The sequence below is a fragment of the Mesorhizobium sp. M0664 genome, assembly GCF_040320565.1.
Classification (GTDB): Bacteria; Pseudomonadota; Alphaproteobacteria; order Rhizobiales; family Rhizobiaceae; genus Mesorhizobium.
Genome location: NZ_JAMYPW010000007.1, coordinates 22,562 through 37,213 on the forward strand (window position 1 = coordinate 22,562; position 14,652 = coordinate 37,213).

The following is a 14,652-nucleotide window of genomic DNA, read 5'->3' on the forward strand; positions in this document are numbered from 1 at the left end:
GCTATTTGATGCCGACGATCATCGAGTGAGGCCCGGCGAGATGCTCGCAGCGGACCTCCGCAAAGCCCGCCTCCCGCATCCAGCCCATGCCGTCGGCGCGCGTGTAGTCGAACCCGCCATTGGTGTTGACCAGCATGTTGAGGCTCATCAGCAGACCCGCAGCGTTGTCCCGTCGCTCGTCATCGATGATCTGGTCGTAGACGATGAGCACGCCTTGCTTCGGCAGCGCGGAATGGGCCTTTGCCAGCAGCGCGCGCTTCACCTCCAGGCTCCAGTCGTGCAGGATATGACCCATCACCAGCACGTCGGCAGAAGGCAGCGGCTCGGCAAGGAAGTCGCCGGGATAAAACCGAAGCCGGTCTGCAAGTGCGTGCCGCTCCACATAGGCCTCGAACACCGGCCGCATCGGCGGCAGGTCGAAACCGCCGCCGGTGAGATGCGGATGGGCGCGGCCGACCTCGACCGGAAGCCTGCCTTCGGCTGTGCCGATATCGATGAAGGTACAATAGTCCGCCCAGGGAAAATGCCGGGCGAGCGCCTCCGCCACCTGGAGGCTGCCGCCGGTCATCGCCTGCGCAAACATCTTTACCTTGTCCGGGTCCGAAAACAGCATGTCGAACAGATCTTCGCCGTCCTGGGTGCCGTTTTGCGGTTTGCCCGTCCTGAGCGCGTCGGTGAGCGAGCCCCAGTTCGCGTAAAGCAGCTGACCGGCCCTGGCGAGCATCCCGCCAACATAGGTCGACTTGTTGCGGTCAAGGTAGCGGTCAGTCACGGGCGTGTTGCAGTAGACGCTGCCCTCGCGCTCAAGCATGCGCAGCGCAACCAGCGCGTCGAAGAAATCCTGCGCTCCCCGCTCATGCAGTCCGAGCCGGTTTCTCAGCGTTTCCCCGTCGAGGGGTCCGGCCGCCAACTCCGTGAAAAGGTCAAGTTCGACGGCGCTCAGCAACGTCTTCGATGCCCAGAAGCCGAGGCCGAGTTGCATAAGGCTTTCGGGCGACAGTTCTGCGACGTCATTCGCCTGTTTCGTTACCTCGGTGATGTTTGCGTCCATAAGATTTCTCCTTCCTCAAGAGACCATGACCTTTCCAAAAAATCGGTTCCCGGTTTTTCGGGATCATGGTCTGGGCGCGGGAGGACCATCGACTGGCCCGGCTACTGGTCGATTTCAGCCAGGTGGGATTTTGGTTACGGTTGTAACGAAGAAATCCGGCCGGCCGTGATCAGCCTGAATGCAGATGGCGGGCAAGGCATTGTGCGACGGCGGCCGACAGCAGCGGCTTCTTGATGACTTCGCTTATGCCGGCCGCCGTCAGTTGGCGCGACCGCAGCTGACGGCCGTAACCGGTCATCAGCACGACCGGAAGGTCGGGCCGGATCTTGTGCAACCGGCCGGAGAATTCGATCCCTGTCATGTCGGGCATGACCTCGTCCGTCAGCACCAGGTCGAAGCGTTCCGGATCGGTGCGGAATGCGCTGAGAGCCGCGGGGCTGCGGTCGAACCCGACCGGCTCGTAGCCGAGCGCGGCGAGCATTTCCTCCGCAAGTTGCATCAGCGGCGTGTCGTCGTCGACGACGAGGATCGTCTCGCCGTTGCCATGCTTGACCGGCACCTCGGCGGCGTCGCTCTCGTCCTCGTTCTGGGTTGCTTCGGCGGCCTCGATCCGCGGAAAATAGATCTCGAAGGTCGTGCCTTCGCCGGGCTTGCTGTTCACGTCGACCGCGCCTCTATGCGCCATGACGATGCCGTGCACCGTCGACAGGCCGAGCCCGGTGCCTTGCCCTGCCGGCTTGGTCGTGAAGAACGGCTCGAAGATACGCTCGAGCGTCGCCTGATCCATGCCGCTGCCGGTGTCCCTGACGGCAAGGCGGAGGTAGCGCCCGGCAGGCAGGTTGCCGTGCGATAGCATCCGCGCCTCGACGAATTCCGTCGTGTCGAGACCGATTTCCAATGCGCCGCGGTTGTTCATCGCCTGCGCCGCGTTGGTGCCGAGGTTCATCACCACCTGCTGAAGCTCGGTCGGATCGCCCATCATCGCCGCATCCGCGGCTGCAAGACGCGTCTGCACTGAAAGCGTGGCGGGGAACGAGGCGCGCAGCAGGTCGATCGCTTCGGCAACCACGGCTTCCGCCCGCAGCGCGTGATGCTGCCGCTCGTGACGACGGCCGAAGGCGAGGATCTGCTCGGTGACGTCCTGCGCCCGCCTGCCGGCCTGCATGATCTGCTGGACGTAGCGCCGCGCGCGCGACTCCTTCAGCAGCACCGCCAGCGCCATCTCGCTGTAACCAAGGACGGCACCGAGGATGTTGTTGAACTCGTGCGCTATGCCGCCGGCGAGCGTCCCGATCGCTTCCAGCCGTTGCGACTGATTGAGCCGCGCCTGCAGTGCCTCACGCTCGCGTTCGTTGTGCTCGCGCACGATGGCATTGGCGAAAATCTCGGCTGCGGTGCGCAGCAGTGCAATGTCGTCGTCGGCCCAATGCTTTTCGTGCGTGACGGTATCGAGAGCTAGAAAACCCAACCGCTCGCCGGCATGCCACATCGGTATGCACAGCCACGATCGAAACTGGTGCGCCTGCAGGGATGCCTTCTCCCGCCCCTCGGGAAGCTCGCCGACGCGGGGAACGTCGATGCAGCCCTGCCGCTCGTGGTCGGCCGGCGTCCAGCGTGAAGCCAGCTCGATCATGTCCTTCGACAGATGGGGCGGCCTGCTCCCGCCCGGACGGCGATAGAAGTAGCCGCCGGAAGGATCGGCGATGTGGCTGACGAAAATCTGGGCGCCGTCGAGCCCGGCATGTTCGACCAGGCGCGCGAGGCCCTTGCTGATGCCGGCGCGGATGCGGTCACGCGGCAGATTGATGAACTGCGTGGAGATCGAGGCGATCAGGCCCTCGAATTCCAGCCGCTCGCGCAGGATCCGCGCGTTGCGGCGCAGGCGGGCGAACAGGTAGGCGACATAGCCGACGAGGCCCAACGCGGCGACATAAAGCAGCGTCTGGAACAGTTCGGCCCGCGCCGCGGCCCGCCCATGCGCACCGAGATAGACGTCCTGCAGCGCGCGAGCCCGCTCGCTCGTCGGCGTGGTCTGCAGGCGGGCGACGAGATCGTCGACCGCCGGAAGCCTGGTGACGATAAGCCGGCCGTGGGAGACGAGCGAGAGTACATCGCTTGCAGGCACGGCATCGACGGAGGGCCTTGCCAGCCGGTCGAGTGCGGCGGTTACGGCTTTTGCCGCGTCCGGCTGGGGATCGCTGATAAACCGCGACATTGCGACCATCAGGGCCCCTATCTCGACCGCTCGAAGGCCGTCACCCTCGCTCGTGAGACGACCGCTCATATAGTTGAAAAAGTTCAGCGAGTTCTGCAGCAGCGCGTTATCGGACTTGAACCTCTCGACGAGCGCTTCCTCGTCGCGGATCGCGGCGATGACTTCGGCGATCCGCTTGTCGATGTCCGCCCGTGTTTCGCCGCTTGCTGCGTCGCGGGCAGCCGGCAGCGTCTGCGTCGCCTCATCCAGGTTCTCGATCGACCGCACAAGCGGATCGTAGCTGCGCAGCAGCCCCGCGCGTGCCCTTAAAACATCGCGTTGGAGTGCGGCGTTATAGAGGATGACGGTCCTGAGCGCATCGAGCGTGCGCTCGTGGCGCGCCGCATCGGGAGCCGTGCCCTGCACCAGGAGGTAGGTCAGGGCGATGAGCAGGCAGGCAACGATCGGCGCCAGGATGCGTAGCGACTTCATTGCTGCAGACGATCGGCTGCGCTGGTCAACGGCCGGCCGCGATACTCGCCCGTCAGTGTCCCGAGGAATTCGACGATGAGATCGGCATCGCGCTGGTCGAGCTCCCGGCCGAGTTGGTTGCGCGCCATGATCTTCACCGCGTCTGCGAGCGATGCGGTGCGGCCATCGTGAAAATACGGCGCCGTCACCGCGACGTTGCGCAGGCTGGGAACGCGGAACACATGGCGGTCGCTCTCGGCGCCGGTAACGGCGAAGCGGCCGAGATCCGCCTTGGTCAGGGTCTTCTGGCGAGCGAAGGGATCCCGGAAGATACCGAATTTCTGAAACAGATTGCCGCCTACGTTGGCGCCCTGGTGGCAGGCGACGCAGCCATACGCTTTGAACAGTTGATAGCCGTGCTCTTCGTCGGTCGTGATGGCGTCGCGTTCGCCCTTGAGATAGCGGTCGAAACGGGCATCGGGCGTGATCAGCGACCGTTGAAAGACAACAAGCGCGTCGAGCACGTTTGTCCGGTCGGGAATGGCGCCGTAGACCCTCGCGAACCGCTGCGAATACTCAGCATTCGAGCGAAGCTTGGTCAGCAATTCCTCCCAACTCGTATTCATCAGCCTGTCATCGAGCAGGGCTGCCTCGTTCTGCTCCTCGAACGTGCGGAAATTGCCGCGCCAGTTCAGCCGGAAATCGAGCGCCGCGTTGAAGACGGTCGGCGTGTTGAAATCGAGCGGCTTGCCATCCGCCGCCACGGAACGGGCCAGACCGTCGTCGCCGCTGAGATCGAGCCTGTGACAGGAACTGCAGGCGACGACATCGCCATGCGACAGGCGGGCATCGTTGAACAGGCTCTCGCCAAGCGCGATCTTCGCCCGGTCGGAGGGGCCGCTGGCCGTGATCGGTGCAATCGGCTCGCCCATCGGCGGGGCCGGCTGATTGCTCTGGGCCAACGCAAAAGGTGCCGCCATTGCCAGGCAAAGCGGAACAAAAAGCCCCGCCCGAACCTTACCAATCTGCTGATGTGCCATCGAGCGAGCCTGCGGCAGGGTGTGCGATCACGTAGATCATCGGCGTTCACCAATAAATCGCCGAAAATCGACGTTTAATAAAGCAACGGCTCGGTCATGAGTTCCATGCTTGCGGACGGTGCGAGATGTCAGCCGAACAAAACATTCGCCACGAACAGCAGTCGAAAGGCAGTACCGAGCAGCCAGCGGCGCCGAAGCATATCCTTGTCGTCGACGACGACCCCGAAATTCGCGATATGCTCACCAATTACCTGGAGAGCCAAAACTTCAGGGTTAGCGCGGTCGCCGACAGCCAGGCCATGTCGCGCGTCCTCAATGAAAAGCCCGTAGACCTGACGATCCTCGACATGCGGCTTGCCGATGAGGACGGGTTCGACATCATGCGGCAACTCGGCAGTCCGCCAGAAGCGCCCATCATCATCATCACCGGCCACAGGTGCGACGAGGTGGATCGCGTCGTCGGCCTGGAACTCGGCGCCGACGACTACATCACCAAGCCCTTCGGCCTCAGGGAGCTGCTGGCGCGCATTCGCGCCGTGCTGCGGCGATCGCGGTCGACGCAGCCGCAGCCGCGCAGTAAGAAACCCATACGCTATCGTTTTGCCGGCTGGGAGCTCGACATGCGGATGCGGCGCCTGAGGTCGGCGGCGGGCGAGACGACGCCGCTGACCGCCGGCGAGTTCAACCTGCTGACGGCGTTCCTGAAATCGCCGCAACAGATCCTGAGCCGCGAGCAGCTTCTCGCTGCCAGCCGCGTGCACGACGAAGAGGTGTTCGACCGCAGCATCGACGTGCAGATATTGCGGCTGCGCCGCAAGCTCGAGGTCAATCCGAGCGAGCCGAAGCTCATTGTTACGGAGCGTGGCGCCGGCTACATATTCGCGACTGCGGTCGAGGTACTTTGAGCCGCTGCCGCGCCCAGCCTACCCCGCGCTTCTGAGCCAGACCAGCATCTCGCCGGGGTCGCGGTTGTCCCAGGCAAAGTACGGCACGGCGGTGATTTTCGCGTCCTCGAGCGCCGGCGGTTCGGTGCGGTAGAGCCCCTCTTCCCAGTTTTCGAAAGCCTCCTTTTTGGCAATCGCCGAAAGTGTCACAACGCCGCCCAGAAGGTTCGGCTGCTGATGCGCCTCGATGTCGGCCGTGCGCGGCAGAGCGATGCGGTGCAGCTGGCTGGAATTGTCGGTCTCCTCGACGCAATAGATCAGCGGGCCGCGCGCCAGTGCGACGCGGCCGATATCCTGCCGCACCTGCGGGTTGGCGTAGAGGCGGTCCACGGCCATTTCGAGGTCGAGCTCGACGCGGTCGCCCTTGCGCCATTCGCGGCGGATCGCGGCATAGCCGTCGCTGCTGACAGCAGCCAGATCGACATCTGCGCCGTTGACCTTGAGCGCTGCCTTGCGGCACCAGGCCGGCAGGCGCAGGTGCAAAGTGAACGCGGTCGGAACTTCCGGTTCGACGGAAATCGAGACCGCGCCGTCCCAGGGATAATTGCTGGTCTGGGTGAACTCTATCTGCGTCCCGGCGATATCGAAACGAGCCGTGCCGTTTCCATAGAGGTGAACGGCGAGTGCGTCGTCCGACAGGCCGTAGAAATAGCTGCCGATCGAGGCGACCATGCGCCCGACATTGGGCGGGCAGCACGGGCAGCGGTGCCATTTCCAGCGGTGGTGGGCGCCGCGGCTTTCGAGCGGATTCTCGTAGAAGAACAGCGAGCCGTCGAGCGACAGGCCGGAGATCGAGCCGTTGTATAGCGCCCGCTCCATGATGTCAGCGTAGCGCGCATTGGGGCCCATGCCGAGCATGCGGTTTGCCCAGAACACCAGGCCGACCGAAGCACAGGTCTCGGCATAGGCGGTGTCGTTGGGCAGGTCGTAATCGGCGGTGAAACCCTCATTGTGCGAGGACGGCCCGAGGCCGCCGGTGACGTAGAGGTTCTTGGTCATGAGGTCGTCCCACAGCCGGTCGAGCGCTACCCGCAGCGTGTCGTCGCCGTATTCGGTGGCGATGTCGGCCATGCCCGAATAGAGATACATCGCCCGCACCGCATGGCCGACGACCTTGTCCTGCTCGCGCACCGGTTTGTGCGACTGGTTGTATTCGTAAGTCTTGAAATGATAGGCCTTGGGGTCGGCGCCGCGGGCGCGCGCCTCCTCGTCGAAATAATGCGGCTCAAGCCCGCGCTGGTCGATGAAGTATCTGGCTAGCTCCATGTATTTGCGCTCGCCGGTCACCCGCGCCAGCTTGACCAGCGCCAGCTCGATCTCCTCATGGCCGCAATAGCCCTTCTTCTTGCCGGGCTCGGGACCGAACGTCTCGGCAATGTGATCGACATAGCGGCACATGATGTCGAGCAGCTTGCGTTTTCCCGTGGCCTGGTAATAGGCGACCGCGCCTTCGATCAGGTGGCCGGCGCAATAGAGCTCGTGGCAGTCGCGCAGATTGGTCCAGCGCAGGCCGGGCTGGATGCGCTGGTACCAGCTCGACAGATAGCCGTCGGGCTGCTGCAGCTTGCCGTACATGTCGATGACGGCATCGATCTTCTTCTCCAGCTCGTCGTTGCGGCGGCGGTAGAGCGAATAGGCGGCGGTCTCGATGGTCTTGCCCCAATCGGAGTCCCAGAACATCTGGGTGGTCACCGTCGATCCGGTGAACTCGTTGCCGGCGGTGGCCGCCTCGTCCGGCGAGGGTGAGTGGAACGGAATGACGACGCCGGGCGACGGCCGGTCCGGGTCGATCTGCTCGAGCATGCGCGCCTCGACGCAGCGGTCATAGAGGATGCCGGCGGTTTTTGAGGCGACGGCATCGACGCGGTCGCCCCAGAAGCCGCGCACGTCGACCTGCGGCACCGGCAGCGGGCGGAAGGCGAGTTTCGGCTTGGCGCCCTGACTGGCGGATTGCGATGCGGTCATCAATTTACTCCGGTTCGGTTCGATTGGTCACTTCACGGCCCCTGCCATCAGGCCGCGGATGTAGAAGCGCTGCAGCAGCAGGAAGAGCACCAGGCACGGCACCATCATGACGGTGACGCCGGCCTGCACGGCGCCCCAGTCGATGGCGCCGAAGCGGCCGGACTGCAGTGCGGTCATCATGATCGGCAGCGTGAATTTGGACTGGTCGGTCATCAGCACCAGCGCCGCCAGAAACTCGTTCCAGGCGCCGAGGAAGGCGAACAGCGCGATGGTGACGATTCCCGGCCAGACCAGCGGCAGCATCACCCTCAGCAGCATGGTGACGTTGTTGGCGCCGTCCATGCGCGCGGCCTCCTCGATCTCGCGCGGCACCGCGTCGAAGGCGTTGCGCATCATGAAGATCGAGAACGGCAGCTGCAGCGTGACGTAGACGCAGACCAGCCCGGTCAGCGTGTTGTGCAGGCCGATCTTGGTCAGTACCAGGAAGATCGGCGTCAGGATCGACTGGAACGGGATCATGATCGTCGACAGGATGACGACGAAGAGCAGGTTCTTCAGCGGAAAGCGGAAGCGCGAGAAGCCGTAGCCGGCGAGCACGCTGACGATCACCGACAGCACCACGGTCATCACCGAGACATAGATGCTGTTTTGCGCCGGCAGCCAGAGGCCATCGCCGAAGGTGTTGAGCGTGGCGTAGTTCTCGAGCGAGATGCCGCTGGTCGGCCACGGCGGCAGCGGCGGCTGGCGCGCCTCCTGCGCCGGCTTGAAGGCCGAAAGCACCGTCCAGGCGATCGGCGCCAGGAACAGTATCGACGCGATGATGCCGGTCGAGTGCTCGGCGATCTGCATGCCGATGCGGCGTTTGCGGGTGCGAGCCTGCGCCATCAGTCGACCCCCTCGGGATTGCGCAGCAGCCGCAGCTGGATAAGGCTGAGCGCTACCAGGATGACCAGCAGGACCATCGACAGTGCTGCGCCATAGCCGAGCTTGAACGACACGAAGGACTGGTTGAAGATCCAGTAGACGGCGGTCAGCGTCTGGTTGCGCGGGCCGCCGCGCAGAATGATGTAGAACTGGTCGAAGGCGAGGATCGAGCCGGCAACCGACAGGATCAGCGCCAGCGCCAGCGTGCGGCGCATCAAGGGCAAGGTAATCGCCCGGAACCGCGCGAATGGCCCCGCCCCGTCGATCATCGCCGCCTCCTGCAGGTCCGGCGGGATCGACTGCAGGCCGGTCATCAGGATGATCATGGTGAAGCCCGCCACCTTCCACACGACCATGGCGATGATCGACCAGAAGGCCGGCTGGAAGGTCGCCAGCAGGTTGAATTTCTTCTCGGTCAGGCCAAGCTCGAAGGCGGCCGGGCTGAACAGGCCGGAATCGACATTGAGCAGCCACGACCACAAAAGGCTGGCCGAGGCGAAGCCGATGACCGCCGGCATGAAGAAGGACGTGCGGTAGAAGCCGGTCAGCTGCCGCGGCCTTTCGATGAACAGCGCCAGCGGAAAGGCGACGGCGAAGATCGCGATCGTCACCACCACCGTGTAGTAGCCGGTGAACTTCAGCGCGTTCCAGAAGCGGGTATCGCGCAGGATCGCCCAGTAATTGTCGAGCCCGATGAAGCTGTGCGCGCCCATCAGCGGCCAGTTGTGCAGCGACATCCAGGCGGTCATGCAAAGCGGCACGATGAAGAAGACGACGACAAGCGCAACGGCGGGCGCGACATAGAGCAGGCCGATCCACTGCCGGCGGCCGGCGCCGACCAGTTTGTATGCGCGCGCTGGCGCGGAGATTGCTGTGATGGTGGTCATGCCGTGGTCTTCCGTTAGCGCTACGTCCCCCTCCCCCTTGAGGGGAGGGTCCGGCCGAAGGCCGGGGGTGGGGTCCTCTGCGAAGTGCGCCGACATCAAAAGAGCGTCGAGCACTGCCGCGATGACCCCACCCGGACCTGCGGTCCGACCTCCCCTCAAGGGGGAGGTTAAGGGGCTGCGGGGGTGGGGTCGCCTGCGAAGTGCGCCGACAGAAACGTCGAGTACTGCCGCAACGACCCCACCCGGACCTTTGGTCCGACCTCCCCTCGAGGGGGAGGTGGAGCCGGCGCCTTACTTCTGCGGCGCCGAATCGATGATCGACTGCATCGTTTCCTGCGCGTTGGCGATGGCGCCGTCGACGTCTTCGCCGAAGAAGACCTCGTTCATCATCTGGTTCCACGGACCGTTGGCCGAGTTGATCAGGTCGTTGAACACCACCGAATAGGGCGTGCGGCCCTTGGCCATCGCTTCGGCGGCGACCTTGTAGCGCGGGTCGAGGTCTTTCAGCGCCTCGTTGGCGATGTCGCCGCGCACCGGCAGGCTGCCGTATTTCGCCAGGATGGTCTGGCCCTCGAGCGAATAGGCGAAGTCGAGGAACTCCTTCACCACCGCGACCTTGGTGGTGCCCTTGGTGACGACGAAATTGTCGCCGCCGGCAAACGACGACCAGCCGCCATCCTTGCCCGGCAGGAAGGTGATGCCGTAGTCGATGTCGGGATATTGCGTGTTCAACGCGCCGATGGCGAAGGCGCCGGACGGCGAGATGCCGATATTGCCGGTGGCGAAGGCGGCAAAGAAGTTGGAGCCGGTGTCGGTCTGCGCGCCTGATGGCACCAGGTCCTTCTTGACCATCGAACGGTAGAGGTCGATGGCGCCGCGCATCTGCGGCGTGTCCAGCGTCGCCTTGGAGCCGTCCTCGGTCAGGATGTCGCCGCCCGAGGCCCAGATCAGCGGCGTGAAGGTGAAGATGTTGCAGCCGCCGCAATTGCCGGAGAAGTAGAAGCCCTTGATGTCGCCGCCGAGCGCATTGACCTTTTCGGCGTCGGCTTCGATCTCGGCCCAGTTGGTCGGGCCCTTTTCCGGGTCGAGGCCGGCCTGCTTGAACAGCTTCTTGTTCCAGATGAGCACCGAGGAATCCGCCGAGAACGGCAGCCCGTAGATGCGGCCCTTATAGGTGCCGGTCTTGACATGCGCCGGCGACAGGCTGGCGAAATAGGGCAGCGATTTCGCCCAGTCGGTGATGTCTTCCAGCTGGCCGGCGGCGGCGAAGGACGGCGTGTAGATCAGGTCTAGCGACAGCGCATCGGGCGCCGTGCCGCCGGCGGCGGCGGCACCGTATTTCGGGATGATTTCGGCGTTGGGAATGATGTCGAGCTTGATCTGGTTCTGATGCCCCTTGTTGAAGGCATCGACGATGCGCGGCATGAAGTTCGAGCCGTCGGCGCGAACCCAGATGTTGGCGGTGTCGGCGGCGGCCGAGCCGGCCGTTGCCAGCGTGCCCAATATGCTCGCGGCGACGGCGAGCCCGGTAATGGTGGTTCTCATGCTTCTCCTCCACATGGTTTTAATTTAGCGTCTTAATTTAGCCGCGCCCCCAAGCGGGTGACTATCGACACGGCCCGTTTCGTTCAGCCGTCCGGCGGACGGCCGCATGACTGACGCACCACCAGCCGGCACGGCAGTTTTCTGATGCCCGGCTCGGCGGGTTCGCCGCCGACGAGCGAAAGCAAGGCAAGGCCGGCCTCGCGGCCAAGTGCTGAAAGGTTCATGTCGACGGAGGTCAACGGCGGGCGGGTCGCCTCGGCGACGATCTGCCAATTGTCGAAACCGATGACGCCGACCTCGTCCGGCACGCCGATACCGCGCTCGCGCAAGGCGTCGATGACGCCGCGCGCGATCTGGTCGTTGCCGCAGAAGACGGCATCGGGTTTTTCGCCATCGCGTCCCTTGCCGTCGAACAGCGTCTTGACCGCCTCATGGCCCCAGGCCTCCGACCACGGGCCGAGCAGCGGCTCCATGACCGGCAGGCCGTTCTCGGCCAGCACCGCGCGATAGGCCTCGGCCCGCGCATGCACCACGGCAAAGCTTGCGGGACCGCTGACATGCGCGATGCGCCGCCGTCCGAGCCGGCAAAAATGCTCGACCGCCAGCCGCGCCCCGCCGGCATCATCGGAGACGAAGGCGATGGAGCCGGGATCGGGCTCGGTGAAGGCGTAGATCGCCGGAATGCCGAGATTGGCGAGATCGACCGGCAGGTGGCGGTCGATGCGCTTGCCAGTGGCGATGATGCCGTCGACGCGCTTGTCGAGCATGGCATCGACATGCAGCTGGGCAAGGCGCGGGTCGTCCTCGACATTGCACAAAAACACCGAGACGCCGGCATCGACCAGCGCGTCGGAAACGCCGGCCATCAGCGGCAGCGAAAAGCGGCCATAGGTGTCGTTGGTCAAAAGCCCGACGGTAAAGGAGCGCCGCCGCAACAGGCTCTGCGCCAGGCTGTTCGGGCGAAAGCCAAGCCGCTGCGCCGTCTCGCGAATCCGCGTACGCGTCTCGGCCGTCATCCGCCCCTGCCCGTTCAGCGCTTTCGAGGCCGTCGCGACGCTGACGCCGGCAAGGGCCGCCACCTCGCGGAGGGTGACTGGCTGCTTGACAGGCGTTGGCTGCGCATCGGACGCCATGATTTGAATATCGATCCTCCCATTTGAGAAAAGCTTTTCTCTTACCGGCTCTCTTACCGGCCTGCGAGGCGCTGAATGGTGAAGTCAGCGGATGCCGGCAGAGTTGGGAAAAGGTTTTCTCAAAAGGAAGATTAGGGGAAGGATGCAAGGATGGCAAGAGGGAATGGCCTGGTTACAGGCATGTTCGGCAGTCAACTACGACTCGCTGCCCTGGGTCCAGGATCTGCCATGGCGGCCCGAAGGAAAGAGGGCGAGCAGCTTTGGCGTGCATTGCCTTTCAGCGGGCACCGCGATGGAATAATCGCGGTGCCGCAGTCTTCCCGCACGGCTAGCAGTTCTCAGTCTGTGGATCGCACGCCTTGTTTTTCTGTTTCTGTGGCTTGGGCTTGGCCGCCTGCTCGGGCTCGGCCTGCTGCGGCTCGGCGGCGGGCTGCTTCTTGGCCTTCGGCTTCTCAGGCTTGGCAGCCTGCTCCGGCTCAGCTTGCTGCTGCTCGGCAGCGGGCTGCTTCTTGGCCTTCCGCTTCTCAGGCTTGGCCGCCTGTTCCGGTTCGGCCTGCTGCTGCTCGGCGGCGGGCTGCTTCTTGGCCTTCGGCTTCTCAGGCTTGGCCGCCTGTTCCGGCTCGGCCTGCTGCTGCTTGGCGGCGGGCTGCTCCTTGGCCTTCCGCTTCTCAGGCTTGGCCGCCTTGCCGGGCTCGGCCTGCTGCTGCTCGGTCGCCGGCTGCTCCTTGGCCTTCGGCTTCTCAGGCTTGGCCGCCTTTTCGGGCTCGGCCTGCTGCTGCTCGGCGGCTGGCTGCTTGCCGACCTTCGGCTTCTCAGGCTTGGCGGTTTCTTCGGGCTTGGCCTGCTCGGTCGTTGCAGCGCCTTCGGTCGGCTTCGATTTCCGGCCAGCCTGAACCTGCTTCACCTCCTCGATGTCTTTGAGCTTAGCTGGTTTGGCCTTAGGGTCGGCTTTCACCTCGCCCTCAAAGACAGCGACCGTATCGTTTTCCAGTTTGCCGGACTGCTCGGGCGCGTCGGTCTTGCTGACCTTGACGGCAGTCACCTTCTGGTTCGTCTCCTTTTCGATTACATCGACATCAATGACTTTGTTGATCACCAAATTGTTCTGGATCGTCACGTCGCCGGCCGGTTCGGCCGCCTCGACAATGCGCACAAACTCCGGCTCATCACGAATAACGACCACAGAAATGTCCGCGGCAAGGAATTCGCGGGTGGGGACCACAACCCAGTAATAATCCGGCGTCGTGTCGAAGGTCACCTCGATTGAAATCAAATCCGGATCGCGGCGGGGCGGCAGCGGCGCCCAAATGATGTGCTCTCTGTCACGACGCCAACTCACCCATGCTGGCGCCCAGCGAGTGCCCGGAACCCAGTACCAGCCGATATCGTCGGCATAGCCCCACCGGCCGTAATGGTACGTCGCCCAGCCGAATGGCTCGTCGGACACCCAGAGCCAGCCATACTGCTCGGTATAGACCCAGTGTCCAAGCGTATACGGACGCCAATCGTCAGGCACGTCAACCGGCACGAAAACGGTCGCTCCGTGATACGAGACCCAATCACCATAGGAAGACAGGTCTTCGTAGAACGTGTTGATCGAAACGGTGGTGGCAGCCCTTGCCTCGGACACGAGCGACAATGGCGCAATTGGGTTGGGAATCTCGACGATCGTGAGCAGGCAGGCGGTTACACCGCCGAGCATCAGTCGCACCGCATGTTGGGCAAGGACGCGTTTCATCGTAGTCTTCCTCCGAAACAGATCGCCCTTCATCGTACAAACCCGCCGGCTGCCGGATTGTTCCACTTTGCTGACGTTACCCGCACCCCCTCCCGCAACGGCTTGGCATCGCACGATGATATTTGGGATCAGAGTTGCTTCATGAGGGCGGTGACCGTCACAAATGCGCGGCGATAGCTCGTTGGCCAGCGGGCCCAACGGTAAAGGAGCCGCCGCAACAGGCTCTGCGCCTGGCTGTTCGGGCGAAAGCCAAGCCGCTGCGCCGTCTCGCGAATCCGGGTCCGCGTTTCGGCGGTCATTCGCCCCTGCCCGTTCAGTGCTTTTGAGGCGGTGGCAATGCTGACGCCGGCGATGGCGGCCACCTCACGCAGGGTGACGGGGTCTTGGCGGGGGCTGGCGAGGTGTCGGACGGCATGATTTGGGTATCGATCCTCCCAGGTGGGAAAAGCTTTTCTCTTATGGCCCGGCGGGGTGCTGATTGATGATGTCAGCGGGTGCTGGGCGATTTGGGAAAAGGTTTTCTCAGAGGAGAGATTAGGGGAAGGTGGATGGGAAGGCAAGGGCATAACTTGGTTACGGGCGTGGCCGATTTCAGGCTCAGCGCTGTCATCGACCACCGTTCTGCGCCATGGGCACAAACGTTAGAACGCCAGACGATTCTTTGCGCGCGCTCCGCATAAACTGCGAAATGGAAAATCGTAGCTAGGTAGAGAAGAATCTTGATAACTAGAGGAAGAATTAACGTAATGGTTGAATCGAC

10 protein-coding genes and 1 pseudogene are annotated in these 14,652 nt (G+C 63.8%); 1 reads left to right on the plus strand and 10 read right to left on the minus strand.

All coding sequences use genetic code 11. The features are described 5' to 3' along the window. Position 1: 1 nt before the first annotated feature. From NKI39_RS10865 to NKI39_RS10875, 3 genes are all read right to left on the minus strand, one after another. Positions 2 to 1,051: a methyltransferase gene (locus tag NKI39_RS10865; protein WP_352831760.1), complete on the minus strand. Its 1,050-nt coding sequence runs from the start codon at positions 1,049 to 1,051 to the stop codon at positions 2 to 4. Between the two features lie 169 nt (positions 1,052 to 1,220). Then, positions 1,221 to 3,737 (minus strand): two-component system VirA-like sensor kinase, encoded by a 2,517-nt coding sequence (locus tag NKI39_RS10870; RefSeq protein ID WP_352831761.1) that lies wholly within the window; start codon positions 3,735 to 3,737, stop codon positions 1,221 to 1,223. Next, a complete protein-coding gene (locus NKI39_RS10875) occupies positions 3,734 to 4,648 on the minus strand; it encodes a cytochrome-c peroxidase (RefSeq protein WP_352831763.1) in 915 nt (304 codons plus the stop codon). Before NKI39_RS10875 ends, NKI39_RS10870 begins: the two co-directional genes overlap by 4 nt. 233 nt (positions 4,649 to 4,881) lie before the next feature. Here NKI39_RS10875 and NKI39_RS10880 point away from each other — a divergent pair, with 233 nt between their 5' ends. Then, positions 4,882 to 5,661, plus strand: a complete 780-nt coding sequence (locus tag NKI39_RS10880) for a response regulator (RefSeq protein ID WP_352831765.1) — start codon at positions 4,882 to 4,884, stop codon at positions 5,659 to 5,661. Positions 5,662 to 5,679: 18 nt separating this feature from the next. Here the strand turns inward: NKI39_RS10880 and NKI39_RS10885 are convergent, their stop codons facing one another. The 7 genes and pseudogenes from NKI39_RS10885 to NKI39_RS10915 all read right to left on the minus strand — a co-directional run. Then, entirely contained in the window at positions 5,680 to 7,665 is a 1,986-nt protein-coding gene (locus NKI39_RS10885) for a glycoside hydrolase family 127 protein (RefSeq protein WP_352831767.1), read from the minus strand. Between the two features lie 27 nt (positions 7,666 to 7,692). Next, positions 7,693 to 8,550, minus strand: coding sequence for a carbohydrate ABC transporter permease (locus tag NKI39_RS10890; protein ID WP_023674366.1), 858 nt, complete (start codon positions 8,548 to 8,550; stop codon positions 7,693 to 7,695). Beyond that, positions 8,550 to 9,476, minus strand: coding sequence for a carbohydrate ABC transporter permease (locus NKI39_RS10895; protein WP_023674365.1), 927 nt, complete (start codon positions 9,474 to 9,476; stop codon positions 8,550 to 8,552). The genes NKI39_RS10890 and NKI39_RS10895 overlap by 1 nt, the downstream gene beginning before the upstream one ends. A gap of 291 nt (positions 9,477 to 9,767) precedes the next feature. Continuing rightward, complete coding sequence (locus NKI39_RS10900) at positions 9,768 to 11,021, minus strand: ABC transporter substrate-binding protein (RefSeq protein ID WP_352831768.1); 1,254 nt, start codon at positions 11,019 to 11,021, stop codon at positions 9,768 to 9,770. Positions 11,022 to 11,104: 83 nt separating this feature from the next. Then, entirely contained in the window at positions 11,105 to 12,154 is a 1,050-nt protein-coding gene (locus NKI39_RS10905) for a LacI family DNA-binding transcriptional regulator (protein ID WP_352541574.1), read from the minus strand. A 328-nt stretch (positions 12,155 to 12,482) separates the two neighbouring features. Next, complete coding sequence (locus tag NKI39_RS10910) at positions 12,483 to 14,081, minus strand: DUF6600 domain-containing protein (RefSeq protein WP_502898561.1); 1,599 nt, start codon at positions 14,079 to 14,081, stop codon at positions 12,483 to 12,485. 4 nt (positions 14,082 to 14,085) lie between these two features. Next, positions 14,086 to 14,307 (minus strand): annotated as a pseudogene (locus NKI39_RS10915) (LacI family DNA-binding transcriptional regulator); the annotation flags it as partial. Positions 14,308 to 14,652: the final 345 nt, after the last annotated feature.